The sequence below is a fragment of the Rhodococcus sp. FW305-130 genome (assembly GCF_058788335.1).
The window spans coordinates 159,688-184,112 of sequence record NZ_JBYTAP010000003.1 but is presented as its reverse complement, the minus strand read 5'-3'; the positions used below and the strand labels follow the sequence as shown (position 1 = coordinate 184,112).

The following is a 24,425-nucleotide window of genomic DNA, read 5'->3' as shown; positions in this document are numbered from 1 at the left end:
CGCTACCCCTTGATCCGACCTGATGTTCGCCCTGCCAGTAGTTCGGTGTCGAGCATCTCGACTATCGGAACGCCGGATCCAGACGGCGACATCAGGAGCGCACCGGCGCGCCGGCCCTTCTCTTCCTGGGGCTGGCGCACCGTTGTCAGTGATTCGCGCAGCGCCTCGTCGACGCCGTCGAATCCGGTGATCGACAGTTGGCCAGGTACATCGATGCCCTGCCAGCGCGCCCAGTCCAAGGCGCCGAGAGCCAGCACGTCGGTGGTACAGACCAGTGCGGTGATCTCAGGGTTGGTCGCGAGAGCTTCCGCCGCCGCCGAGTGCCCGGACTGCGATGTGTGGACGTACCGCTCGATCACCGTGAGTGAGAGTGGGTCCATGTCGGACGCCACCATCGCGTCGCGCACTCCTTCGATCCGCTCACGCTGGACGTGGAAGTGCGGGGACTTGAGTCGTTCCTGGCTGACAACGCCGTCCATCCGGTCGCGCCCCAGCCTCATGCAGAGCACGCCGATGTCACGGTGGCCGAGCCCGATGAGGTAATCGGCGACCTTGCGCATGGCAGCGCGGTCGTCGATGCCCACGAGGGATGCACCGGGAATCTCGCGCGGCTGGTCGCACACCACGATCGGAATGTGACGCTCGAGCACGGCAGCGAGATACGGATCGTCGTCGGCCACGGAGTAGACGACGAAGCCGTCGACGCCCGCCTGCTGGACCACGGCTGCAGCATCCACCTCGTCGCGGCCGGGCCCGGCCGGGATGAGCAGCAAGCCCTGGCCGGCGTCCTCACACGATTCCGAGAGACCGGCAAGGAAGCTCATGGCGGCCGGGTCGCGGAACGAATAACTGAGTGCTTCGGTGAGCAGGAGACCGACGGCACCGGCTTTGCGAGTTCGCAAGGAGCGGGCGACCGGATCGGGTCCGGGATATCCGCGTCGCTTGGCCGCTTGGAGCACTCGATCCCGCAGCTCGACGGAGAGCTGATCGGGTCGGTTGTACGCGTTCGAGACTGTAGTTCTCGACACATTGAGCTCGGCGGCAAGCGACGCCAAAGTGGCTTGACGGCGTGGCTGACGGGACCGGGGCATAAACGGACGTTAGCCGTAGTGCCCGCAGACGGCGCGTTGGGGCTGAACCGAAGGTGAACTACCAGCGACTATGCGCTAATGTGTAACGGTAACGGTTTCCAATAGCATTTAGCCCAGCCTTTGTTCAGGAGAAAAGCACGTGCGTTCGTCGTCGAAATTCCGCACCGCCACCGCCCTCGCGGCCGTCTCGGTCGCCGCAGCATTCGCGCTCACCGCGTGCAGCTCCAGCTCGTCGAAAGACGAAGGCATCACCGTCGTCGCATCGACGAACGTGTGGGGCGACGTCGCGCAGGCCGTCGCCGGCGACAAGCTGACCGTGACGTCGATCATCAACGAGCCGTCCGCGGACCCGCACTCGTTCGAGGCGACTCCCGCCGATGCCGCCAAGATCACCGACGCATCGCTTGTCGTCTACAACGGCGGCGGCTACGACCAGTTCATCACCGACGTCCTCGACGCGGGCAAGGGTGAGCAGAAGACGGTCAACGCCTACAACCTGCTCGACGGCGGCATCCACGCCGGCGAAACCGCGGGCGAATCGCATGACGGTCACACCCACGGCGCAGTCAACGAACACGTCTGGTTCGACATTCCGACCGTCGACGCCGTCGCACATTCGGTTGCCGATCAGCTGAGCGCTCTCGATCCGGACAACGCGGCGACCTACGAGGACAACGCGAAGGCATACAGCCAGAAGCTCGCCGGCGTCACAGCGATCACCGATTCCATAGCCGCTGCCCACGCAGGCGCACCGGTGGCGCAGACCGAGCCGATCGCGCACTACCTCCTGGTCGCAGCTGAACTGAAGGACGCAACTCCCGAAGAGTTCACCAGTGCCATCGAAGACGGCAACGATCCTTCACCTGCCGCAATCGCCGCAACGCGCCAGCTCCTCTCGGAGAAGCAGGCCCGCGCACTGGTCTACAACATCCAGACGCAGGACAAAGTGACCCAGGACATGCGCACCACAGCCGAAACCGCCGGAGTGCCCGTCGTCGAGGTTACGGAGACTCTCCCCGAGGGCCTGGACTACATTCAGTGGCAGACGCAGACCGCGGAGTCGCTCGCAAACGCCCTCTCTGCCCAGTAATTATTTGCCCCACCATTTCCGAGAAGAACCGATCGGCTTGTGACAGAAACTTCCGCGAATACTCCTGTGCCCCCTGGTAACACCGTGCCTTCTGATAACACCGTGCCCGCTGTGACGCTGAAGGACGCTCGATTGTCCTTCGGTGCCCGCACCCTCTGGGACGGACTCGATCTCGAGGTACAGCCAGGCGAGTTCATCGCCGTACTCGGACCGAACGGGTCGGGCAAGACCTCGCTCCTGAAGATTCTGCTGGGCCAACTACAACTCAGCGGCGGTAGCGCACAGATCGTCGGCACGCCGGCACGGGCCGGGAACTCACACGTCGGGTACATCCCGCAGCAGAAATCCATCGACGACGGCCTCCCGCTCCGCGGCCGCGACCTGGTAGGCCTCGGCGTCGACGGTCACCAGTGGGGTACGGGCCTACTGCGCCGGGGGCGTCGCCGCAAGATCGTCGACGACGCCATCGCACAGGTCAGCGCCCAGTCGTTTGCCGACGCTCCCATCGGTTCCATGTCCGGCGGTGAGCAGCAGCGACTGCGGATCGCACAGGCTTTGGTCGGCGACCCGCGGATCCTGCTGTGCGACGAGCCGCTGCTCAGCCTCGACCTCGCCAACCAGCACCTGGTCTCGACGCTGATCGACAAGCGTCGGCGCAGCCATGAAACCGCAGTGCTGTTCGTGACGCACGAGATCAATCCGATCCTGCCTTTGGTCGATCGAGTGCTCTATCTGGTGGACGGCAAATTCCGGATCGGGACGCCGGCCGAAGTGATGACGTCCGAGGTTCTCTCGGATCTGTACAACACCGACGTCGAAGTGTTGCAGGTTCGTGGCCGCCTCGTCGTGATCGGCACCGGAGACGCCATCGACGCGCTCGGCAGCGCAGGCGGACTACGGCCGGGAGAAGGCGTTCACCATTCTGATGAGGATCACCACCAGTGAGTAACAAGTTCACCGACGCGATGTCGCGGATGTTCGACGTGTCCGCCACCGTCGACCTACTGCAGTACGACTTCGTCCAACAGGCGTTGATTGCCGGTGCCATCCTCGGATTGTTGGCAGGCATTATCGGGCCGCTGATCGTGAGCCGTCAGATGTCGTTCTCGGTGCACGGAACGAGTGAGCTGTCACTGACGGGCGCATCCGCCGCACTTCTCGTCGGTGTGGGCGTCGGCTTCGGTGCCATCGTCGGATCCGTGGTCGCAGCTGTGCTGTTCGGGCTGCTCGGAGCCAAAGCGCGCGACCGAGATTCGGTGATCGGCGTGATCATGGCTTTCGGTCTCGGCTTGTCGGTGTTGTTCCTCTGGGCGTACGACGGTCGCACGGGAACCAGCTTCTCACTGTTGGTCGGACAGATCGTGGCGCCGGGAAACAGCGGTCTCGAACTTCTGCTGCTGTGCGCGGTCATCGTGATCGGCACACTCGGATTCATCTACCGCCCTTTGCTGTTCGCAAGCACCGACCCCGAAGTTGCTGCAGCTCGCGGCGTTCCGGTTCGGGCACTGTCGATCGTGTTCGCAGTGTTGGTCGGCATCACCGCAGCACTCGGCGTACAGATCGTCGGTGCGCTGCTGGTGATGTCGCTGCTGATCACCCCCGCAGCGGCCGCCGCGTACGTCACGGCAAGCCCACTCAAGGCGACAATTCTCTCCGTCGTGTTCGCCGAACTGGCAGCCGTCGGCGGCATCCTTCTCTCGCTGGCACCCGGCGTTCCCGTCTCGAGTTTCGTCACCTCGGTCTCGTTCGTGATCTACCTGATATGCCGACTCTTCGGATCCGCACGTCGCAAGAATGCGGGACGGATTCCGGCGCACGCCTGAACACCGAGAGCCCATACCTACCTAGAATCGAGGTATGGGCTACAGCGTTGATCTGAACAGCGACCTCGGCGAGGGCTTCGGAGCCTGGACTCTGGGCGACGACGACGCCATGCTCGAACTTGTCACCAGTGCGAACATCGCCTGCGGATTCCATGCCGGTGACCCGACAACGCTGTTGGCGACTTGCGAATCCGCAGCCACCCGCGGCGTGCGGATCGGCGCGCAGGTGGGTTACCGAGACCTCGCCGGTTTCGGCCGACGCTTCATCGACATGTCCCCGAAAGACCTCACCGCCGACGTCATTTATCAAATAGGGGCACTCGACGGTTTGGCTCGCGTCGCCGGATCGCGGGTCACGTACGTCAAACCCCACGGTGCGCTTTACAACGCAATAGTCCATCACCGACGGCAGGCGCGGGCCGTGGTCGCCGCCGTCGTTGCCTACGACAGTTCGCTACCTGTTCTCGGACTACCTGGTTCGGTGTTTCTGGAAGAGGCGCGCGAAGCCGGCCTCGACGTGGTCGCCGAGGCTTTTGCCGATCGCGCGTACACGGCAGAAGGCACTTTGGTCCCCCGCACCGAGTCGGGCGCCGTTCTGAACGACCCGGCGCTTGTTGCAGAACGGGTTCGGCGAATGGTCGTCGACGGCGAGTTGGATGCGGTCGACGGGAGCACCCTCAAAATCACCGCGGAGTCGGTGTGCGTACACGGTGACAGTCCGGCAGCCGTCGACATGGCCGCAGCGATCCGCGCTCTCCTCGAATCCTCCGACGTCGAGATCACGCCGTTCACATGATCACGATCCTGCCAGCCGGTGAATCCGCAGTCCTCGTCGAATACGACGAACTGCCGAGCGTGCTGGGCAACTTCAGGGCTCTCGACGCCAGTCGGATCCCCGGAGTGATCGATCTGATTCCCGCGGCGCGAACCATCCTGATCGAGTACGACAACACGATTACCGGACGCAAACTCGTGGAGAAATGGGTACGTGGGGCCGTACCCATCGAACTCACAGCAGATGAGAGCGGGCCTGCTGTCGCGATTCCGGTCCGCTACGACGGCGACGATCTCGTCGAAGTGGGCAAGCTGACCGGACTCGGGGTCGACGGTGTCATCGAGGCTCACACGTCTGCGTCGTGGACCGTCGCGTTCATCGGTTTCGCCCCCGGCTTCGCGTATCTGACCAGCAACGAGAGAAAGCTCGAAGTTCCACGTCGATCGGACCCGCGCAGGCAGGTCCCGGCCGGTGCAGTCGGGTTGGCCGGACCGTTCTCGGGCGTCTACCCGCGTAGTTCCCCGGGCGGCTGGCAGTTGATCGGAACGACGGAACTGTCGGTATGGGATGCCGAGCGCCGCCCGCCGGCGCTGCTTCTACCCGGCACCACAGTCACGTTTGTCCGTGCATGATTTCGGTGCAAGCATGATTTTGGTGTCTTCATCGCGTTGTTGCGGGACAATGGATTCATGGCCTGGCTCGAGGTAGTGCGTACCGGCCCGCTCGCCACAGTTCAGGACCGCGGGCGGAGAGGCTACGGCGCTCTCGGGGTCGGCAGATCCGGCGCCGTCGACATGATCTCGCACGACAGCGCGAACAGACTCGTAGGCAACACTTTTCGAGCAGCAACCATCGAAGTCACCACTGGGGGTTTTGCTATGCGGGCCGTCGGTTCGATGACGGTGGCAGTGACAGGCGCGCGGGTGCCGCTGGTCGTCGACGGACGGCCGGCACCTGACTACGCGAGCATCCACCTGGGCGGTGGCAGCACTATCGAATTGGGTTACAGCACAACCGGGTTGAGAACGTATATCTCTGCACGCGGTGGCGTCGACGTCCCACAGGTACTCGGCAGCAGATCCACCGACACACTCTCCGGGCTCGGGCCGCCGCCGCTCGCCGCCGGCGATCTACTCCTCCTCGGGGCAGAGGAAGGGACGTGGCCCACCGAAGAGTTGATTCCACCGCCCGCACCTGCACTCGGCGCGGTTCCGATCGAGATCACGCTCGGCCCCCGAAATTCCTGGTTCACCGCCGCATCCGTTCACGCGCTCCTTCACACCACGTGGAAAGTCACCGAACACACCAACCGAGTCGGGGTCCGGTTGCAGGGCCAAGGGCCTTTACATCGCTCACGCACCGAGGAATTGCCGAGCGAAGGCGTCGTGATGGGATCCATCCAAGTGCCGCCAGGCGGCCAGCCCGTCGTGTTTCTGGCAGACCATCCCGTGACCGGCGGATACCCGGTCATCGCCGTCGTTTCCGACGCAGGGATTGCATCGCTGGCACAGCTGCGGCCCGGCAGCACCATTACCTTGAAGGCCACTACCAGGCCGTCCTAGCGCTGATAGTCTCAGCCGCGCCAGCAATGCTGCCGGCGGCGCTCGGCCGTCGCCAGAACCTGAAGGACTTTCACACTATGAGCCCTAAGAGCAGCACACTTGCTCTCGGAATAGCGTCAATGATCACTGCTGCACTCGTCCTGTCCGGATGCAGCAGTTCGGAAAGCGGCGACGCTGTCTCCAGTGATACCAGCACCAGTGAGACCACTGCTTCCGAAAGTTCTGCATCCTCGTCGTCTGCCGCTGCCGCGACGCCGACCTTGAGGGACGGAACACCGTTCATCGGTGAGCGGACGACGATCGAAACCGGCGACGACCCCGAAGCGCCGAGCATCAGCGTCAGCCTCCCGCCGAGCTGGACTCACGGCGAGAACATCCCTGCCGGCGTTACAGATGCGTTGTCCAGCAACAGCCAGGAACCCAGCGGTTTCATGCCGAACACCACCGTGACGGTCGAAAACCAAGGCACCGCAACAAAAGACGAGGTTCTTGCCGCTGCGCGTGAAACGATCGCCACCCTCGACGGATGGACCGAGGTGAAGTACACCGAGATCGACGTCGACGGACAGCAGGGGTTCCGCCTCTCCGGAACCTGGACCGCCCCAAACCTGGACGTTCCGCTCTACGCCGTCATGACAGTCGTCGCTTACCAAGCCGACGACAACTCGCCGGTCTACCTGGTCAGCTTTGCGAATCAGTTCACCGACACGACGAACATGCAGACCTCCAACCAGGTGGAGGAAATCAACACCTCGATCGAATTCGGCTGAGCACCTCATGATTTGAGCGCTTGATCACCGACCAACCGCGGCGGGCCGAGACTACGACAGTCTCGGCCCGCCGTTTCACAATTCTCGGCTAACTCTTCCCGAACAGTCCGCTGAGGGAACCGAGGCCACCACTCAACGAGCCGAGCGATCCGGTTCCGCCACCGGTTCCGGGGCCAGTGGGATCAACCGGATCAACGGGATCAACCGGGTCAACGGGATCGACCACATCCGCGGCGCGGACAGTGATGGACGGGCCCAAGTTGGCGAAATTCGCACTCGACTGGAATCCGTTGCCCATCACCGTGGCACCTACCGCCAATCCACTTCCGTACACGGTTCCCGGCGCACACGAAGCAGTGACCGTGTAGCTGGTCTTCATGGTCACCGGTTTGCTGCCGTTGTTGATCCAGCCGGCACTGGTCACCTCGAGCGTCGTGGCTGTCAGTTCCGGCGTTTCAGTGGTTTCGGTCATCGTCCCGCCAACGTGAAACTTCGTGACCTTCGCCGAGCCCGGGACAAAGGTCAAGCATGCGGCATGCGTCTCGGTGAACCTGCTGATATATCCGTCGATTCCGCTCTTCTTCGACACTGTCGTGTAAGTGATCGTGTCACCGACCTTCGGGGACGCATTGTCCACGGTGCGAGTAAATGTGTAGGCACCAGAAGTTGCCGTCTCGGCAGTCGCGACTCCCGCACCCAGCGCGCTTGCGCCCACAGCAAGAGCAATCACCCCCAAACCAGCTCCAACGGTGGACAGTCTACGATTCCTGGATCCAAACTTTGCCACGAACAATCTCCACTCTGTGAGGTTCCAGGACAACCGAATTCGTTGATTACTGAAACTTGTTGCAACCCGACTCTCGAAGTACGATACAGTCGACCTGGACATTCGCCCAGCTTTTCGCCGACTTGGTCGCCAATCAGTTAACAACAGGCAATCAAGGTCGAAAAAGTCCTCTCAATTCGGACTTTTCCGTAAATTCTGCCGAACTGACACATAGGCAAGCGTCCGATAGGTTTCAATGGTTACCACGGCGCAACCTTTGAAGAGTCATCCCCATCGCCGTCAGCGTGAACCCCTCGAACGGAGAATTTCATGTCACGTTTCTCAATGCGCAAAACACTCACCGGAGTAGCAATCGCTGCGCTTGCAACCAGCGGACTTCTCATCGGCACCGGAGCTGCGCACGCAGATGCCGCGCACCCGAAGACCAACACCGTGACTTCGAACCAAGTCACGATCACCAAGAGCGTCGTAGGCGACGGAGAAGTGGCGCCCGGCGGAAAATTGACCGTCCGCACCACGGTTTCGGCCAACGGCCATCCGGACTTCTTCGTCAACAAGTTCGTCGACCGTTTCCCGGCCGGATACACCTACATCAAGGACAGCGCCTCGATCGATTCATGGCACTTTCTCGGACTGACTCAGAAAACCGAGAAGGTGTCCCCCACCGTCGACAATGCGGCGCGCACCGTCACAATTCCCGATGCGGGTTGGAATGTCTCGATCACCGGCAGCAAGACAGTCACTTTCGAAGTGAGCTACTTGGTTCCGGACAACGCACAGCCGGGAACTTACGTCGAGCTCCCCAGTTCCATCGGCATCTCGCTGTGGGGCAGTGATCAGAACATCGGCGATGTCTACGCCAAGATCCGCGCCAAGAACCCCGGCGAGGCTGCCGCATCGGGCTCGGCAGATCTGGGCTTCGGCTCTTCTGACGGCGAGGGCGGAACCGGTTCGGCCGGCTCCTCCATCCTCGACAACCCGGCCGGCTTCATCTCCGACATCATCAGCGGTGTCCTGGCCAACGGCAGCTGATTCACCTGCTCCACCTGTAAACACTCCGTCGGGGAATGTGATCGAGGGTGGCATCGAGTCTTCGGACTCGGTGCCACCCTCGGCCTTTTGTCGCGACCGCACTCCGTCGTGCCCTGCGTCGAAGAACCAAATAGGAAAGCATTACCTAAGTCATTCGCGGTATGATCCACCGATGAGTTCCACAGGATTTCCGTACTGGGCTGTGCCGGCAGGCCGGTACGTTCCGCTCCCCTTCTCGATGACGACGTCCACCATCGGGCGCGATCAGAAGCGCGCGTGGCGTGAGATCCGCCATCCCGAGCACGAACTCCTGTGGGGCGCTTCCGGAGAGATGAGCGCGTACATCGACGACGTTCGTTGGCAGATCCCACCGACGGTCGGCATGTGGATTCCGGCTGGAACTCCACGGCGCATCACGCTCGGCGCATCCACCGAAGCTCGTTTCACCTATTTCCGGCCCGAGTCGTTCCCCCACCCGTGGACGAAGCCCGCGATCATCGGCATCGACGACGTGGTCAAGACGATGCTCATCCATCTGCACCAGCGAAACATGCCTACCGAGGCTCGCTTGCGGGCGGAATCCGTAGTCTTCGACACGCTCGCGCCCATCGAGGCGGCTGATGTCGCAGTGCCGATGCCCGCCGATCCCCGGGCCCTCGCCGTTGCACGCCGCTTGATCGCCGACCCCGCCGATCAACGCGGGCTTGCCGATTGGGCCTATGTGGTCGGCGGAAGCCCCCGTACCCTGAGCCGCGTGTTCTCTCAGGGAACGGGGATGTCCTTCACCGAGTGGAGGATTCAAGTTCGCGTCCGCGCCGCGATGTCCTATCTCGCTGCGGGCGTTCCTGTTTCGACGGTTAGCCGTCGCGTCGGATACGAAACCCCCAGCGCCTTCACCAGCGTGTTCCGCAAGGTCACCGGACGAACACCGAAGAACTATTACTCGGACGCGTGCGAATTGTCAGCCTAACTGGTCAGAAGCCGTTCATCTTCGAGACCAGTTCGGCGAAGGCATATTTGACGCTCAGCGACGTGGGCGAAGCCAGTGCCATCACTCGGGCCAGACCGAGCTGCTGAATCAGCCTGCCGTCCTTGACTGCCGGCAGGTCGGCAAACAACTTGTCCCCCATCAATCCGGGGAGCCCCTGACCACTCGCGTCGTTGAGCACGATCACGTCCGCGTCCAGTTCGTTGTACTGTTCGCGCGATGCAGTCACCGACCCCTGGGTGTCGCCGCACAGCTCTGCGCTTCCGGCCGACTGCTTCAGTCCGAGCTGGGACATCAGGATGACTCTGCCGTCGTCGGCGCAGTAATTGGTGAGGCCGTCGATGTTTCCCGACAGGAAGGTCAAGGTTTTCCCGTTCAGATTCGGGGACCCAGCAGCCAGGTCGGCTATGGAATCGTCAGTTTCCTCGATCAGCTCAGCCGCCCGCTTCGGTTGTCCGAGTACTGAACCGATGGTCGACATCTGCTCCTGCCACGTAGTCGCCCAGGCGGTCTCCTTGAACGGAATCGTGGGTGCGATCTGAGAAAGACGTGCGTAGTCGTCTTCGGTGATTCCCGAGACCACCGCGATGATCACGTCCGGCTCCAACGCCAGGATCTGCTCGAACGGCACACCGGAAGTGCTGTCGAGCAACGTGGGTTCGACGTCGCCCAACACTTCTTCGTCCCACGGCAGGATTCCGTTCTCCAAGCCTGCCCCGCTGAACGACTCCATGGCGACGGGCGTCTTGCCCAGTGCGAGGACCGAATCCTGGCTGTTCCAGCCGATGGTCACGATCCGCTGAGGTTCGGTCTCGATGGTGGTCGAGCCGTACGCATGGGCGATGGTCGCCGGCAGCGCGCCGGCCTCGGCCAACTGCGTCGTGTCCTCCGACGCTGTTGACTCGGTGCTGCTCTGGCAGCCTGCGAGCAGGGCAATCGCGGCCAACGCAGCCACTATTCGGGTAGTGCTTTTCATCTTCTGTCAGCTCTCTTCGCAAACGTACTTGTTTCGACCAGGCAGGTATATCGAGACCTGATCCCGGTAATGGGGTGTCGATACTCCATCTGTCCGCTGCCGCGTAGCCCTTGGCATCTGCGAGCACTTTCCACACTCGCTCCGGCTCTACCGTAGAACTGCACAACGAGTGTTCAGATCTGGGCGAGGAGTTTCACGAGTGTCAGCGCTGCCCGAAACTCGTTCCGGTCCGATGGAGATGATCAGAGTCGGATCGTTCTCCTCCGGACGCGGCCCGCGACTGGTTGCAGCCGTCACCGGCCAGGCGTCGTATCAGGTAGCTCAAGCCCTCATTCCGGTGCTGATCGGTACCGTCGTCGACCGTGCAATCGGAAAGTCCGACAGCACAGCACTTCTCATCTGGCTTGCTGTGTTGTGTGCTCTGTTCGTGGGACTTGCTCTGTCGTGGCGCATCGCGGTTCGCCTGAACACGCAGGTCTTCGTCTACGGCGAACACGACCTACGATTGAACGCTGCCAGACGGGTACTCGATGCCAGAGGCATGCAAGCTCAGCGCTCGACGGGTGAAGTTCTCACCATCTCCACCTCGGACGCCTCACACGTCTCGGGCTTCTCCTGGGTTGTCGCCGAACAGGGCTCAGCTTTTGCGGGGCTCGCCGCGGCAGTGATTTCGCTTGCCTTCGTCTCGTGGCCGCTCGCACTGATCGTCGTACTCATCACTGCTGCGCAGCTCGTATTCATTCACAAGATCAGCGGTCCACTGGACGAGCGTGTGTATGCAGAGCAGAAGAAGGCAGCCGAGGCAGGCATGCTTGCAACTGATTTCACGCTGGGCCTGCGAGTACTGAAGGGTTTCGGGGCTGAGCCCACTGCCCTGTCGCGATACGTCAAGGCGAGCCGGGCGTCGATGAAAGCAGCGATCCGGACGGTCAGAGCAATGTCCAGTCTGACCGCGCTCAATTCCGGGGTCTCCGCGTTGGTGCTGGCGTCGGTCGCACTTGGAGCCGCGTGGATGGCGCATCAAGGCACGATCACCGTGGGCAACTTCGTCACCGTTGTCGGCTTGAGCAGGGTCATTGCCGGTCCGATGGAAACTCTGGGGTTCTTCGGTGCAGAACTCGCTGCCAAGCGAGGCTCCGCACGCAGGCTGTCCGAACTCCTGGCCGAGCCGCACCTGATCGAATCGCCGCCCTCCACCGCCCCGATCAGCGCTGTCAGAAGTGAAGACGCCCTGCTGATTTCGACGGACAACGGAACTGTCGTCTCAGCTCGCCGCGGCGAGGTGGTGGGCGTGCGCGCGGACGATTCCGCTCACCGACTGGCACGCCAACTCGCCTTTCAGACTCCGCTGGACCCCGACCGCTACTTCGTATTCGGCACCGATGCAACCGAACTCGGTCCGGACGGAGTTCGCGATCAGGTGTTCGTCTCCGCTCATGAAGGAACCGTGTTCACCGGCACCGTCTTCGACAATCTGGCTGCACCGAACGTCGACTCGTCGGCAATGACGTCATCTGCGCTCGACGACGTGTTGACGCATCTGCCCGACGGCCACCTCTCCGAGGTAGGTGAGCAAGGAAAGAAACTCTCCGGAGGTCAGCGGCAACGCCTTCTCCTCGCCCGCGCTTTGCATCAACCCCAGCCGATCCTGGTCCTCCACGAACCCACCACTTCCGTGGACTCTGTCACCGAACATCGAATTGCACACTCACTGAGAAACTTTCCCGACAAGGCCATTGTGGTGATCACCTCGAGTCCGACCTTGCTCCATTCGTGTGACCGTGTCGTCACGATCGACCACGCCGCTCGGGACGGAGACTCACTGTGACCGACACCCTTCCGGATGCATCTGCTGTTCCGGCTACATCTGCCTTGCCGATCGCGTCGACCACACAGACGGTCCGCGCATTGATCGCACTGCTTCGGCCACGGGGGCGAGCGCTCGCACTCACGACCGTCGTACTTCTCTCCGCTACGGCCTGCGGCCTGTCCACCCCGGCGCTGCTCGGGCTCATGGTCGATGCGGTTACGGAGGGCAAACCGTTTGTCTCACTTCTGCGTATCACCGCATTCATGCTCGGTGCAGCGGCAGCAGGAGTTGCGCTGACTTGGTGGAGCACACAGCTTCTCGCGAATGTCGCGCAGAACGTGCTGGCCGATCTTCGTGAGGACGTGTTCGCCGCCACGCTCGCGCAGCCGTCGCCACTGGTCGAGGATGCCGGAACCGGTGATCTGATTTCCCGGGTCTCGGGTGACGTCGAAGCGGTCAACACCGTTATCGCACGGGTGCTGCCCGCAACGGTGTCCGCCCTGTTCATGATTTCACTGACGCTTGTCGGTGTGGGAGTGATCGATTGGCGATTCACCGTGGCAATCGTTGCCGTTGCACCAATTCACTATTTCGCTCTTCGCCATTTCCTCCGACGCTCCGGACCCGTCTACCGACGCTCTCGCGCTGCGCAGGCCAGGCGGGGACAGCAGCTCATCGAAACCCTGGGTGGTGCAGGTACTGTCACTGCCCTGCGTCGAACCGACGAGCACATCGGCCGAATCGCCGAGACCTCCGAGCATGCCATCAGCTTCGACATGCAGGCAGTTCGACTGCGCACCAACTTCTTCGCTCAACTCAACGGCGCCGAACTGCTCGGACTGGCCGCGGTCCTGAGCGTCGGCTACTGGCTCGTGACCACGGGATCGGTGTCCATCGGGGCCGCTACCGCCGCTGCGCTCTACTTCCACAGTCTGTTCAGCCCCATCGCGGTATTTCTCTCGAACATCGACGAATTGCAGGATGCGGGTGCCAGCCTGGCTCGCCTGATCGGTGTCACCGCGATGCCCGGGCGTCCCGCGGGCAATCCTGCCTCGGCTCGGTCCGCACCCATCGGAGTCGACGTGAAGCGGGTTTCTTACTCGTACGACAACTCCACCCCGGTGATCGATTCGATCTCGATCTCGATCGCACCGGGGGAACGAATCGCCGTCGTCGGCAGCAGTGGTGCCGGAAAGACCACACTCGCCAAACTGATTGCCGGCATCATTCCCGTCGGGGACGGGCGAATCACCGTCGACGGCACACCGATTGACGACCTGAGTGATGCCGAACTTCGGCACAAAGTCGTCCTGGTCAGCCAGGAAGTTCACGTGTTCGTCGGGACGATCGCCGACGATCTCCGGTTGTGCGCACCAGATTCGGACGATGCAAAGATCACCGAAGCCGTCGAAACGATGAAAGCTCAATGGATCCATGAGCTTCCGGACGGGCTCGAGACCAGGGTCGGGGCGGGCGGGTACCAGTTGACGGCGGCACAGGCACAGCACATAGCCCTCGTCCGGCTGGCTCTGCTCGACCCGCCCGTCGTCATCCTCGACGAGGCGACTGCCGAAGCCGGAACCACTGCAGCAGGTCTACTCGATCAGGCAGCCGAGCTCGCAGTCACCGGCAGGACTGCCGTGGTGATCGCACACCGCCTGAGCCAAGCAGTCCGCGCCGATCGCATACTCGTCATGAGCGGTGGCCGCGTGGTCGAGAGCGGGACACATGACGAACTGATCGGCGCGGACGGTTCCTACGCTGCACTGTGGGAAGCCTGGTCGGTACGGAGCTAGAACCCCGCCAGGCTCACCTGAAAGCCGTTACAACTCAGCTGCTACGACGCCTGCGGGCGATGTCCGCCAGGACGACTCCGGCGGCAACCGAGGCGTTGAGCGACTCGACCGGACCCGCCATCGGAATCGACAGGATCGCGTCGCAGTTCTCGCGGACGAGGCGCGAAAGGCCCTTGCCCTCGGAACCGACCACGATCACCACGGGACCGCTGCCGTCGAAATCGTCGAGAGTGGTGTCACCTTCGGCGTCGAGACCGACGACCTGAACACCCTTCGACGCCCAGTCCTTGAGCGTGCGAGTGAGGTTGGTTGCCCGAGCAATCGGCAGACGAGCGGCAGCACCGGCGCTGGTACGCCAAGCGACAGCACTCACGCTCGCGCTACGACGCTCCGGAATCACGACGCCGTGTCCACCGAAAGCTGCGACCGAGCGCACAACGGCACCCAGGTTGCGGGGATCGGTGATGTTGTCCAGCGCGACGAGCAGAGGGGGCTCGGCGTGCTTACGTGCCTCGGACAGAAGATCGTCCGGGTGCGCGTAGCGGTACGGCGGAACCTGCAGAGCGATGCCCTGGTGAAGACCGTTGGCGCTGAGGCGATCCAGATCCGAGCGCGGCACCTCGAGGATGGAGATACCGGCGTCGGCAGCCCGCTGAACGGATTCCTTCAACCGGTCGTCGCTCTCGGTACCGACAGCCACCCACAGCGCCGTCGCCGGAACACCCGCGCGCAGGCACTCCACCACCGGGTTGCGACCGAGCACGGTCTCGGGACCGTCGAGAACCTTGCGGCCCGGACCCGGACGGCCACCGCGGCCCTGGTTCTGCTTCTCGTCGGCCCGGGCGGCGCGCGCTGCACGCTTCGCCGCTGGGTGCTTGGTGCGTGCCTCGGCGGGAGGCGTAGCACCGCGGCCGGCGAGACCACGCTTGTGCTGGCCACCGGAACCGGCAACCTGGCCCTTCTTGGTGCCGCCCTTACGGACTGCGCCGCGCCTGCTCGAGTTTCCAGCCATTGTTACTGCCCTGCCTTAAGGGACCATTCGGGTCCGTCGGGAGTATCGGTTACTTCGATACCCGCCTTGATGAGGCGATCGCGGACCTCGTCCGCCACCGCCCAGTTCTTTTCCGTACGTGCCTGCTGCCGACGATCGAGATCGGCCCGCACCAACACGTCCAAAGCTTCCATTGCCGTCTCGGTGTCGCCACCGGACTGCGTCCAATGCTCGTCGAGTGGGTCGACGCCCAGGATCGCGAGCATGGCCCGCACCTGACCGGCAGCCACCCGAGCCGCGTCGAGATCACCGGCAGCGAGCGCGGAATTACCCTCGCTCGCCTTGCCGTGAATCTCGGCCAACGCGATCGGCACCGACAAGTCGTTGTCGAGAGCCGCCGCGAAACCTTCGGTCCAAGTACCGAGTTCGACGCCACCCGCACGCTTGTGTGTGCGCAGGACGAACGACTCGAGCCCCTGGTAGGACTTCGCGCTTTCGTCCAACGCCTCGTCCGAGTACTCGAGATTGGAACGGTAGTGCGCACTACCGAGGTAGTACCGAAGTTCTTGCGGACGAACCTTCTTGAGCACGTTCGGCACAGAGAGAACGTTGCCCAACGACTTGGACATCTTCTCGCCACTCATCGTGACCCAGCCGTTGTGCAACCAGTACTGAGCGAAATCGTCGCCGGCGCACTTGGCCTGCGCAATTTCGTTCTCGTGGTGCGGGAAGACGAGATCGCGTCCACCACAATGGATGTCGAATGCCGCCCCGAGGTAGAACTCCGCCATGGCCGAGCACTCGAGGTGCCAGCCCGGACGGCCAGGTCCCCACGGCGTCGGCCACGAGGGCTCACCGGGCTTGACGGCCTTCCAGAGGGTGAAGTCGCGAGGATCGCGCTTGCCCTCGGCCGCACTCTCGCCCTGATGAACGTCGTCGAGTTTGTGGCCGGACAGTGCGCCGTACTCGGGGTAGCTCTGCACGTCGAAGTAGACGTCGCCGCCCGCCGCGTACGCGTGGCCGTTCTCGATCAGGCGTTCCATCATCTCGACCATCTGCGTCACGTGACCGGTGGCCCGCGGCTCGATGGACGGCGGCAGCACACCCAGTTGGTCGTAGGCCCACGTGAACGACCGCTCGAACGTCGCCGCCCACTCCCACCAAGGTCGACCGGCGCCGGCGGCCTTGTTGAGAATCTTGTCGTCGATGTCCGTCACGTTGCGCACGAAGGCAACGTCGTTGCCGTGCGCCAACAGCCAGCGTCGCAGCACGTCGAAAGCGACGCCGCTACGAACGTGCCCGATGTGAGGATCGCCCTGAACTGTCGCCCCACACAGGTACACCGATGCATGTCCGGGGGCCAACGGAACAAAATCCCGAAGGGCCCGCGTACCGGTGTCGTATAGGCGCAGGGTCACGACCAGCGATCTTACCTGTCGTGTTCGGTTGTCATGACCAACGCGGTGGCCATGGCGGCGATCCCCTCGCCGCGACCGGTCAAGCCGAGCCCGTCCGTGGTGGTCGCGGACACCGAAACAGGCGCGCCGAGAATGTCCGAGAGCACCTTCTGTGCCTCGTCGCGTCGCGGCCCGATCTTCGGTCGGTTGCCGATGACCTGCACCGCGGCGTTGCCGACGGTGAACTGGTTCACTTCGAGCAGTCGACGAACCTCGGCAAGCATTCGAGCGCCGCTCACGCCGTCCCATTCGGGCCTGCCGGTGCCGAAAACCGAACCGAGGTCGCCAAGACCTGCGGCGGAGAGCAACGCGTCACAGAGCGCGTGGACGGCGACGTCGCCGTCCGAATGCCCCGAGCACCCGTCTGCTTCCTCGAACAGCAACCCGGCCATCCAGCAAGGTCGGCCGACCTCGATGGGATGAACATCCGTGCCGAGACCGACGCGCATCTATTTTCCGTCCTGTGAGTCCGCGCTCAACTCTGTCTCCGAGATCAGGAGCGCCCGTGCAAGGACGAGGTCGAGCGGAGTGGTGATCTTGAAGGCGAGAGCGTCGCCGGGAATCGTCTGCACCGAAACACCGAGACGCTCCACCAGAGCGGCGTCGTCGGTCGCGGCGACATCACCGGCGTCGTACGCACTGCGCAGGACGTCGGTGGAGAAGCCTTGAGGAGTTTGAACCGCACGCAACTCCGAACGCAGAGGCGTTCCGGTGACTGCGCCGAGTACGTCGACCGACTTGATCGTGTCGGTAACCGGGAGTACCGGGATGACAGCGGAGCTGCCGGCTCGGAGAGCGTCGACGACGCGCGCGATCAACGCCGGCGGCGTCAATGCCCGCGCGGCGTCGTGCACGAGTACAAAATCTGCATCGCCGGCAGCACTGAGACCGGCTCGAACCGAATCGGTTCTTTCGGCACCACCACCGACGACGTCGACGTCCGATGCACGACCGAGGTCGGCCACGACGGATTCGACCAGTTCAGGCGGCACAATGACAACAACGCGGTCGATCGCTCCGGATTTCCGGAGTCCATCGACCGCGCGTGCAAGCATGGTGCACCCACCGAGTTCGACAAATGCCTTGGGCAATTTCTCGCCCAATCGCACTCCCCGACCTGCGGCAGGTACCAGGGCTATTACTGCCACTGTCAGCTTTGTTGTGTTGCAGTCAGGACGCGGCCGCGAGGACCTCGTCGAGAATGGTCTCTGCCTTCTCGGTGTCAGTGCCCTCGGCGAGCGCGAGCTCTCCGACGAGAATCTGACGAGCCTTGGCGAGCATGCGCTTCTCACCAGCGGAAAGCCCGCGGTCCTGCTCACGACGCCACAGGTCACGAACAACTTCTGCAACCTTGTTCACGTCACCTGAGGCAAGCTTCTCGAGATTTGCCTTGTATCGACGAGACCAGTTGGTGGGCTCCTCGGTGTGCGGTGCTCGCAGAACCTGGAAAACCTTGTCGAGGCCTTCTTGGCCGACCACGTCACGAACTCCGACGTACTCTGCGTTGTCTGCAGGAACCCGTACTGTGAGATCGCCTTGAGCGACCTTCAGAACCAGGTACTCCTTCTGCTCACCCTTGATGGTGCGGGTTTCGATAGCTTCGATCAGCGCCGCACCGTGATGGGGGTATACGACGGTGTCTCCGACCTTGAAAATCATGTGTCCCGTGCCCCTTTCGATTCCACTAGTTTAACACGTGAAAGAACCGACCACTCATCAACTGTGCAGGTCAGGGGCATCCTTGCTCGAGCGTAGGGGTTGACAGGGCTTGTTGTACGTGCATTCAACTGGTCTGGAGCACCCCTGCATAACCGACTGAAAGCCCACGCAGACAACCGTTGTGGCGACCCGACGGCCAGCCCGCGGGACCTTATCTACTACTCTGCCTAGTGGAGTGCGAACCTGACGCCGTGGAGGACAAATCGTGACTGCTATCCGTAAGCCGACTCGTCGAGTCGCTACCGCCATTGCACTGGCTGCAGGCGCAGCCATCGCGCTGTCCGCTTGCGGTTCCGGACAGGTGAGCCAGACCGCCGTCCAGCAGGCCGCCGTGAACGGCAACAGCGCCGACCTCGGTGAGATCGCACTGCGCAACGTGCACATCGCCTACCCCTCGTCCGAGGAATACAGCATCGAGCCGGGCGGCAACGCCGTGCTCGCGTTCACCGTCGTGAACGACAGCGCCGAGACCACGGACAAGCTCGTCAGCATCACCACCGATTACGCAGCACGCGTCATCGCGGGTGAAGAGGTAGGTGGCTTGACGATCAAGCCGCAGACGTCGCTGCAGGCCGGCCAGTTGCCCGCAGGCGAAGGTGCCGCGACCGAGGCAGAGACCCAGATCAAGAACAACGAAGAGAACGACGACGCACCCGCTGCGCTCACTCTCGTCGTTCTGCAGGACATCAAGGCAGGCGTTCGCCCCGGCTTGACCGTCCCGATCACCTTCAAGTTCGAGAAGGCCGGCTCGGTCACCGTCGACGTGCCGGTCGACGCAGGCCCGCAGCTCGAGCGCAACGAGTCGGACAAGTCGCCCGACGTTGCAGAAGCCGGGCACTGAGCCCCGAATCACCAAGGCGCACACTGCGCTTCGCAGAACAACTTCAGAATCACACTAGAGGCGGGGTCCATGTCGGACCCCGCCTCTAGTCTGTCCCGGTGGCCAAAGTGAAATCGAACTACCGATGCTCCGAATGCCAGTCGGTAGTGCCCAAGTGGGTCGGTAGATGTCCGGACTGCGATTCGTGGGGCTCGATGACCGAGGTCGCGGTAGTGGCACCCGTCGCCAGTCGCGCCGGCGCATCACTCGCCAAAGCGGGATCGAGCGCCGTGCTCCCTACGACGCCGGCCACGCCGCTGACACAGATCGACAGCACCTCGACGCAGGCCAAGCCCACCGGGATCGGCGAGTTGGACCGCGTCCTCGGCGGTGGCGTCGTACCTGGTTCGGTGGTGCTGCTCGCGGGCGAGCCCGGAGTCGGAAAATCGACGCTACTTCTCGAGGTCGTCTACCGCTGGGCGATGCGCAGCGCGGATGATCGAGCATTGTACGTCACGGGCGAGGAGTCCGCCGGTCAGGTTCGACTTCGGGCAGATCGCACCAACTCTGTCCACGAACGGATGTATCTGGCGGCCGAATCCGATCTCGCGACCATCCTCGGCCACATCGAGCAGGTCAAGCCGACCCTGGTCATCGTCGACTCGGTGCAGACCATGCTTGCTGCCGACGTCGACGGAGTCGTCGGCGGCGTGACTCAGGTCAAGGCCGTCACCAGCGCCTTGACCTCCCTGGCCAAGGCCAGTGGAATCCCGGTGCTTCTGATCGGCCACGTCACCAAGGACGGCGCCGTCGCCGGACCGCGCTCGCTCGAGCATCTCGTGGACGTGGTTCTGCACTTCGAGGGTGACAAGCACTCCACGCTGCGCATGGTCCGCGGCGTCAAGAACAGATTCGGTGCGGCCGACGAGGTGGGATGCTTCGAGCTGAGCGAGCAGGGCATCAACGAGATCAGCGATCCGTCCGGCCTGTTCCTGCATCACCGCGAAGAAGCTGTGGAAGGCACGGCCGTCACCGTAATGATGGACGGTAAGCGACCGCTACTCGGTGAAGTTCAGGCCCTCGTCGCCGCCACGCCTCTACCGACACCTCGTCGAGCCGTCAGTGGGCTCGACACCGCCCGCGTGGCCATGGTTCTGGCCGTGTTGGAGCGCCGCGTCGGGGTGTCGATCTCGAAGGCCGACGTCTACGCGGCGACCGTCGGCGGTATGCGGATGACCGAGCCGGGTGCCGATCTGGCTCTCGCGATAGCGGTCGCTTCCGCTGTGAAAGCCAAACCTGTCCCCAAGGGGCTCGTCATCCTCGGCGAGGTCGGACTCGCCGGAGAGGTTCGACGAGTTGCCGGCGTGAACCGACGGCTGATCGAAGCTGCCAGATTGGGATTCACCAGCGCCATCGTGCCGGTCGATTCCGGCCCGAACATTCCCGGCATGCGCGTCAACGAAGTAGCGAACCTGGCCGAGGCACTCGCCTATGCCGGATTGATGGGCGGCAAACAAGCCCCGTCTCGCCCCAAGCTCACTCCGGTGAAGTGACCGGCCTGCGGCCGACTACCGCGTCAGACCGACGAGGTGCCGAACGGGGAAGTCGGTTCGCCGTCCACGAACTCCTTGGTCTTGGCGAAGTGTTCCGACGTGATGGTCAGGAACAGTCCGCGGGACGTTCCCACCACCGTGTCCGGATCCGCTGTCGGACCTTCGACGATCACCGCTTCCGCGCTGGTGTAGACCTTGCGGCGCACAACGCCGTCGATGCGAGCCCGAAATTCGAGCACCGATCCCAACGGGATGGGCCGGGCGAAGTCGATCTCGAGGTGCCCGGTCACCACCGGCGAGCCGAGAGCCATGCATGCCATGCCTTGCGCCTCGTCGAAAGCCGTCGACAAAATACCGCCGTGAATGACCCCCGGACCGCCCTGATACTTCTTGGCGACCTCCAGACGGCCCGTCACTTCCAACCCGTCACCAGCCCTGAAACTCATCGCCATTCCCGCAGGCTGGTCGTCGCCGCAGCCGAAGCATTTCGACCAGTGCTGAGGCAACTTCTCGCCGGCGGCCGGAAAGAATTCGACCGGCTCCGGGACAGTCAGGTCATCAGGCAGGGTCCAGGTACTACTCATGGATAGGTAATCTAAACGGGGATCAGTCCGGCGCAGGCATCGGACCCGACCGAAGTGACATCGACCTCAGCAGGGAGTTTCTCAATGATCAGTGCGATGGCGGACACACAGTCGTCGTCGGCATTGCGAGAGACCATCGCCAGGTTGGCGCCGGGTACCGCTTTGCGAGACGGGCTCGAACGAATTCTGCGCGGCCGTACCGGCGCGCTGATCGTCCTCGGATACGACGAGGAGATGGAAGCGCTGTGTGACGGCGGATTCAACCTCGACGTGGAGTTCGCACCGACCCGATTGCGCGAGCTCTCGAAGATGGACGGCGCGGTAGTCCTCTCGACGGACGGCACACGCATCGTGCGCGCCAATGTCCAACTGGTTCCCGATCACAAGATTCCCACCGTCGAATCCGGCACCAGGCACCGTGCCGCCGAGCGCACGGCAATTCAAACTGGCTATCCCGTGGTCTCGGTCAGTCAGTCGATGTCGATCGTCAGTGTGTACGTCGGTGGTATCCGGCACGTCATCGACGGCTCGGCCACCATACTTTCGCGCGCCAACCAGGCCGTCGCGACGCTCGAACGATACAAAGCGCGACTCGACGAAGTGACACGGCAACTGTCGGTGGTCGAGATCGAGGATTTCGTGACTCTGCGCGACGCGTTGACCGTCGTACAGCGACTCGAAATGGTTCGCCGTGTGTCGATCGAAATCGAGCAGGATGTCCTCGAGCTCGGCACCGACGGTCGCCAGCTGGCACTGCAGCTCGAAGAACTGGTCGGCGACAACGACATTGCACGTCAACTGATCGTTCGGGATTATCTTGCCGGCCCCGAACCCATCGGCACGACGGCGATGGACAACGTCCTCGTCGCACTCGATCGTGTCACCGACGCCGACCTACTCGATCTCACGACTCTTGCGCGTGTTCTCGGCTATCCGGGCACGATCGAAGCCCTCGACACTCCGATGACTCCTCGCGGATATCGCGTACTGATGCGTGTGCCTCGATTGCAGTTCCATCAGATCCACCGGTTGGTCGGATCCTTCGGCACTCTCCAGTCGCTGCTGGCCGCTACGGCTGCCGATCTGCAGTCGGTCGAGGGCATCGGCGGGCTGTGGGCCCGTCACATCCGTGAGGGACTTTCCCGGCTCGCGGAGACGTCGATCACCGGATCGTTCAACTAGCGGGCCTGTTCGGGCTTGCCCGCTCTCACGCGATGTTGAACGGCTCCGGGGAGCTTCGCAGTGCGCCGAGCTGACCGACAACCGTGTACGCGCCTGCGCCCACCGGATTGCGCTCGGGGTTCTGCGCGGTCGCGCACTCGGGGGTCGACGTCGTGGCCGACCAGGCGACCTTGAACGCAGCTTGCTCGCCGGGAGCGAGATTGCGTACGTCGGCTGCAGGCTGGGGATAGCAGTCGACGTTGGACCACAAACGGGTCTTGCCGTCGATGCTGTAGACGAGCACCTGCTGCAGGCCGCCCGCCAGATCTCGATCACAGGGTGCCGAACCGATGTTGGTGATGACGATCGTGAAGGACGGCTCTTCACCGGGAGCGAAGGTCGCCTTGTCTGCGGTCGCCTTGACTGCCAACGACGAGTCCGCGCACTGACCAGCCGGGACCGGAGCGCCGGTGGTCGACGAGGACGATGCCGACGTCGACGATCCCGAAGCCTGCGTGCCCGAGCCACCTGATCCACCCGCAGCACCGCCACCCGAACCACCGTTACCGTCCGGCGCGTTGGAGCCGGAAGGGTTGGGGGTGAAGGAGACGTCCGTCGTCAGCGAGGAACTCGCAGCGGCCGAATTGGCCTCAGGAGTATCGCTTCCACCGCCGAAGAGGGCGGACGCTGCCCAGATGATCAACGCCAGTGCAATGACGGCGGCACCAATGGCCAGCGCCCGGCGACGCCAGTAGATCTCGGGGGGCAGTGGTCCATTCGGTTCCAACACGGACTCAACGGTAGTTGGCGCAGGGTCCACTAACCGTCAGCTGAGGCGGCGTGTCGGTACCCATTGTCTGCTACCGGGTATCACTGCCCCGGAAGATCTAACCCTCGACGGTCTCGACGCTCTCGCCGATGTCGCCGACCGCGCCCTGAACTCGCATGTGACCGTCGGACAATGTGTACGTGACGCCGACGATCGCGCACGCACCGTTGTCCACCTTGTCTGCGATGATCCGCGACCTCTGCATGATCAACGAGCCGGTCTCCACTACGTGTCGACCTTCGAGTTCGTCGACGGTGGACAAGCCTTCGTTGCGACCCATCAGGATGGAGGGAGCAACGCGCTCGACCACGCTGCGAATGAAGCCGTCGGGAACCGCACCCTTGTCCAGAGCGTCGAGCGTTGCCTTCACCGCACCGCAACCGTCGTGACCGAGGACGACGATGAGCGGCACGTTGAGCACGTGAACGGCGTACTCGATCGAACCGAGCACCGAATCGTCGAGCACGTGACCCGCCGTACGCACGACGAACATGTCGCCGAGGCCCTGATCGAAGATGATCTCGGCGGCTACGCGCGAATCACCGCAACCGAACAGCACCGCGGTGGGGTGCTGCCCATCGACGAGCTTCGCGCGATCGGCGATTCCCTGGCTGGGGTGAATGGACGCGTCGTTGACAAATCGCTCGTTGCCTTCGCGAAGGGACTTCCAAGCGGAAATGGGGCTTGATCGTGGCATTCACTCATTGTGCACCCGTCGCATTTCGGACTCTCGCCGGGAAGGTTGCGTAGACGCAAACGGAAGCTCCGCGTCCACATTCACGCCTTGTGATGGCGTGCCCGAATTGGAACT

General features: G+C 63.1%; 25 protein-coding genes. 14 read left to right on the top strand and 11 right to left on the bottom strand.

What is annotated here, in order from left to right:
• Positions 1-2 precede the first annotated feature (2 nt).
• Positions 3-1,091, bottom strand: coding sequence for a LacI family DNA-binding transcriptional regulator (locus AC3WQS_RS10890; protein WP_007733995.1), 1,089 nt, complete (start codon positions 1,089-1,091; stop codon positions 3-5).
• Positions 1,092-1,230: 139 nt separating this feature from the next.
• On the opposite strand from AC3WQS_RS10890, the gene AC3WQS_RS10885 reads away from it, so the two are divergent.
• The 7 genes from AC3WQS_RS10885 (at position 1,231) to AC3WQS_RS10855 (ending at position 7,111) form a co-directional block, all read left to right on the top strand.
• Positions 1,231-2,181, top strand: coding sequence for a metal ABC transporter solute-binding protein, Zn/Mn family (locus AC3WQS_RS10885; protein ID WP_019746850.1), 951 nt, complete (start codon positions 1,231-1,233; stop codon positions 2,179-2,181).
• Between the two features lie 102 nt (positions 2,182-2,283).
• Positions 2,284-3,126, top strand: a complete 843-nt coding sequence (locus AC3WQS_RS10880; protein ID WP_492713515.1) for a metal ABC transporter ATP-binding protein — start codon at positions 2,284-2,286, stop codon at positions 3,124-3,126.
• A complete protein-coding gene (locus tag AC3WQS_RS10875; RefSeq protein WP_003945811.1) occupies positions 3,123-4,004 on the top strand; it encodes a metal ABC transporter permease in 882 nt (293 codons plus the stop codon). The genes AC3WQS_RS10880 and AC3WQS_RS10875 overlap by 4 nt, the downstream gene beginning before the upstream one ends.
• Before the next feature lie 34 nt (positions 4,005-4,038).
• Positions 4,039-4,800, top strand: a complete 762-nt coding sequence (locus tag AC3WQS_RS10870; RefSeq protein WP_153213487.1) for a LamB/YcsF family protein — start codon at positions 4,039-4,041, stop codon at positions 4,798-4,800.
• Entirely contained in the window at positions 4,797-5,411 is a 615-nt protein-coding gene (pxpB, locus tag AC3WQS_RS10865) for a 5-oxoprolinase subunit PxpB (RefSeq protein WP_020968396.1), read from the top strand. The genes AC3WQS_RS10870 and pxpB overlap by 4 nt, the downstream gene beginning before the upstream one ends.
• A gap of 57 nt (positions 5,412-5,468) precedes the next feature.
• Entirely contained in the window at positions 5,469-6,341 is an 873-nt protein-coding gene (locus AC3WQS_RS10860; protein WP_172932251.1) for a 5-oxoprolinase subunit C family protein, read from the top strand.
• A gap of 77 nt (positions 6,342-6,418) precedes the next feature.
• Positions 6,419-7,111, top strand: coding sequence for an LpqN/LpqT family lipoprotein (locus AC3WQS_RS10855; protein ID WP_020968394.1), 693 nt, complete (start codon positions 6,419-6,421; stop codon positions 7,109-7,111).
• 88 nt (positions 7,112-7,199) lie between these two features.
• On the opposite strand, the gene AC3WQS_RS10850 is transcribed toward AC3WQS_RS10855, so the two are convergent.
• The gene (locus AC3WQS_RS10850) at positions 7,200-7,841 is read right to left on the bottom strand and encodes a hypothetical protein (RefSeq protein ID WP_060939425.1); all 642 of its coding nucleotides are present in this window, start codon (positions 7,839-7,841) and stop codon (positions 7,200-7,202) included.
• A 366-nt stretch (positions 7,842-8,207) separates the two neighbouring features.
• Between AC3WQS_RS10850 and AC3WQS_RS10845 the strand changes: the two genes are divergently transcribed.
• Positions 8,208-8,930: a hypothetical protein gene (locus AC3WQS_RS10845; RefSeq protein ID WP_225989632.1), complete on the top strand. Its 723-nt coding sequence runs from the start codon at positions 8,208-8,210 to the stop codon at positions 8,928-8,930.
• Between the two features lie 172 nt (positions 8,931-9,102).
• A complete protein-coding gene (locus AC3WQS_RS10840) occupies positions 9,103-9,900 on the top strand; it encodes a helix-turn-helix domain-containing protein (protein ID WP_031332820.1) in 798 nt (265 codons plus the stop codon).
• Between the two features lie 4 nt (positions 9,901-9,904).
• Here AC3WQS_RS10840 and AC3WQS_RS10835 read toward each other — a convergent pair whose 3' ends face one another.
• Positions 9,905-10,894, bottom strand: coding sequence for an iron-siderophore ABC transporter substrate-binding protein (locus tag AC3WQS_RS10835; RefSeq protein ID WP_202022448.1), 990 nt, complete (start codon positions 10,892-10,894; stop codon positions 9,905-9,907).
• A 199-nt stretch (positions 10,895-11,093) separates the two neighbouring features.
• Here AC3WQS_RS10835 and AC3WQS_RS10830 point away from each other — a divergent pair, with 199 nt between their 5' ends.
• Both AC3WQS_RS10830 and AC3WQS_RS10825 read left to right on the top strand, forming a co-directional pair.
• Complete coding sequence (locus AC3WQS_RS10830; protein WP_492713513.1) at positions 11,094-12,722, top strand: ABC transporter transmembrane domain-containing protein; 1,629 nt, start codon at positions 11,094-11,096, stop codon at positions 12,720-12,722.
• Positions 12,719-14,500 (top strand): ABC transporter ATP-binding protein, encoded by a 1,782-nt coding sequence (locus tag AC3WQS_RS10825; protein ID WP_492741459.1) that lies wholly within the window; start codon positions 12,719-12,721, stop codon positions 14,498-14,500. The genes AC3WQS_RS10830 and AC3WQS_RS10825 overlap by 4 nt, the downstream gene beginning before the upstream one ends.
• A gap of 34 nt (positions 14,501-14,534) precedes the next feature.
• On the opposite strand, the gene rlmB is transcribed toward AC3WQS_RS10825, so the two are convergent.
• From rlmB to carD, 5 genes are read right to left on the bottom strand one after another with little or no spacing between them, the layout of a single operon-like run.
• The gene (gene rlmB, locus AC3WQS_RS10820; protein WP_020906105.1) at positions 14,535-15,512 is read right to left on the bottom strand and encodes a 23S rRNA (guanosine(2251)-2'-O)-methyltransferase RlmB; all 978 of its coding nucleotides are present in this window, start codon (positions 15,510-15,512) and stop codon (positions 14,535-14,537) included.
• A gap of 2 nt (positions 15,513-15,514) precedes the next feature.
• Entirely contained in the window at positions 15,515-16,909 is a 1,395-nt protein-coding gene (gene cysS / locus AC3WQS_RS10815) for a cysteine--tRNA ligase (protein ID WP_003945830.1), read from the bottom strand.
• An 11-nt stretch (positions 16,910-16,920) separates the two neighbouring features.
• On the bottom strand, positions 16,921-17,397 hold the full coding sequence (gene ispF, locus AC3WQS_RS10810; RefSeq protein ID WP_060939428.1) for a 2-C-methyl-D-erythritol 2,4-cyclodiphosphate synthase: 477 nt from the start codon (positions 17,395-17,397) through the stop codon (positions 16,921-16,923).
• Positions 17,398-18,096, bottom strand: a complete 699-nt coding sequence (gene ispD, locus AC3WQS_RS10805; RefSeq protein ID WP_172932248.1) for a 2-C-methyl-D-erythritol 4-phosphate cytidylyltransferase — start codon at positions 18,094-18,096, stop codon at positions 17,398-17,400.
• A gap of 22 nt (positions 18,097-18,118) precedes the next feature.
• Entirely contained in the window at positions 18,119-18,607 is a 489-nt protein-coding gene (gene carD / locus AC3WQS_RS10800) for an RNA polymerase-binding transcription factor CarD (protein ID WP_003945666.1), read from the bottom strand.
• A gap of 265 nt (positions 18,608-18,872) precedes the next feature.
• Here carD and AC3WQS_RS10795 point away from each other — a divergent pair, with 265 nt between their 5' ends.
• Together AC3WQS_RS10795 and radA are read left to right on the top strand one after the other, a co-directional pair.
• On the top strand, positions 18,873-19,508 hold the full coding sequence (locus AC3WQS_RS10795) for a copper chaperone PCu(A)C domain-containing protein (protein ID WP_003945942.1): 636 nt from the start codon (positions 18,873-18,875) through the stop codon (positions 19,506-19,508).
• A 98-nt stretch (positions 19,509-19,606) separates the two neighbouring features.
• Positions 19,607-21,040, top strand: a complete 1,434-nt coding sequence (gene radA / locus AC3WQS_RS10790) for a DNA repair protein RadA (protein WP_003945739.1) — start codon at positions 19,607-19,609, stop codon at positions 21,038-21,040.
• 23 nt (positions 21,041-21,063) lie between these two features.
• On the opposite strand, the gene AC3WQS_RS10785 is transcribed toward radA, so the two are convergent.
• Positions 21,064-21,624: a PaaI family thioesterase gene (locus AC3WQS_RS10785; protein ID WP_019746834.1), complete on the bottom strand. Its 561-nt coding sequence runs from the start codon at positions 21,622-21,624 to the stop codon at positions 21,064-21,066.
• Positions 21,625-21,720: 96 nt separating this feature from the next.
• Here AC3WQS_RS10785 and disA point away from each other — a divergent pair, with 96 nt between their 5' ends.
• Positions 21,721-22,806 (top strand): DNA integrity scanning diadenylate cyclase DisA, encoded by a 1,086-nt coding sequence (gene disA, locus AC3WQS_RS10780; RefSeq protein WP_438472921.1) that lies wholly within the window; start codon positions 21,721-21,723, stop codon positions 22,804-22,806.
• A 25-nt stretch (positions 22,807-22,831) separates the two neighbouring features.
• Here the strand turns inward: disA and AC3WQS_RS10775 are convergent, their stop codons facing one another.
• Both AC3WQS_RS10775 and AC3WQS_RS10770 read right to left on the bottom strand, forming a co-directional pair.
• Complete coding sequence (locus AC3WQS_RS10775; RefSeq protein ID WP_019746833.1) at positions 22,832-23,575, bottom strand: DUF4232 domain-containing protein; 744 nt, start codon at positions 23,573-23,575, stop codon at positions 22,832-22,834.
• A gap of 97 nt (positions 23,576-23,672) precedes the next feature.
• Positions 23,673-24,311, bottom strand: a complete 639-nt coding sequence (locus AC3WQS_RS10770) for a carbonic anhydrase (protein WP_019746832.1) — start codon at positions 24,309-24,311, stop codon at positions 23,673-23,675.
• Between the last annotated feature and the right edge of the window lie 114 nt (positions 24,312-24,425).

Coding starts and splice junctions, on each gene's coding strand:
- AC3WQS_RS10890 (WP_007733995.1), bottom strand. CDS start 1,091: ATGCCCCGGTCCCGTCAGCCACGCCGTCAAGCCACTTTGGCGTCGCTT.
- AC3WQS_RS10870 (WP_153213487.1), top strand. CDS start 4,039: ATGGGCTACAGCGTTGATCTGAACAGCGACCTCGGCGAGGGCTTCGGA.
- pxpB (WP_020968396.1), top strand. CDS start 4,797: ATGATCACGATCCTGCCAGCCGGTGAATCCGCAGTCCTCGTCGAATAC.
- AC3WQS_RS10860 (WP_172932251.1), top strand. CDS start 5,469: ATGGCCTGGCTCGAGGTAGTGCGTACCGGCCCGCTCGCCACAGTTCAG.
- AC3WQS_RS10855 (WP_020968394.1), top strand. CDS start 6,419: ATGAGCCCTAAGAGCAGCACACTTGCTCTCGGAATAGCGTCAATGATC.
- AC3WQS_RS10845 (WP_225989632.1), top strand. CDS start 8,208: ATGTCACGTTTCTCAATGCGCAAAACACTCACCGGAGTAGCAATCGCT.
- AC3WQS_RS10840 (WP_031332820.1), top strand. CDS start 9,103: ATGAGTTCCACAGGATTTCCGTACTGGGCTGTGCCGGCAGGCCGGTAC.
- AC3WQS_RS10835 (WP_202022448.1), bottom strand. CDS start 10,894: ATGAAAAGCACTACCCGAATAGTGGCTGCGTTGGCCGCGATTGCCCTG.
- rlmB (WP_020906105.1), bottom strand. CDS start 15,512: ATGGCTGGAAACTCGAGCAGGCGCGGCGCAGTCCGTAAGGGCGGCACC.
- ispF (WP_060939428.1), bottom strand. CDS start 17,397: ATGCGCGTCGGTCTCGGCACGGATGTTCATCCCATCGAGGTCGGCCGA.
- carD (WP_003945666.1), bottom strand. CDS start 18,607: ATGATTTTCAAGGTCGGAGACACCGTCGTATACCCCCATCACGGTGCG.
- AC3WQS_RS10785 (WP_019746834.1), bottom strand. CDS start 21,624: ATGAGTAGTACCTGGACCCTGCCTGATGACCTGACTGTCCCGGAGCCG.
- disA (WP_438472921.1), top strand. CDS start 21,721: ATGGCGGACACACAGTCGTCGTCGGCATTGCGAGAGACCATCGCCAGG.
- AC3WQS_RS10770 (WP_019746832.1), bottom strand. CDS start 24,311: ATGCCACGATCAAGCCCCATTTCCGCTTGGAAGTCCCTTCGCGAAGGC.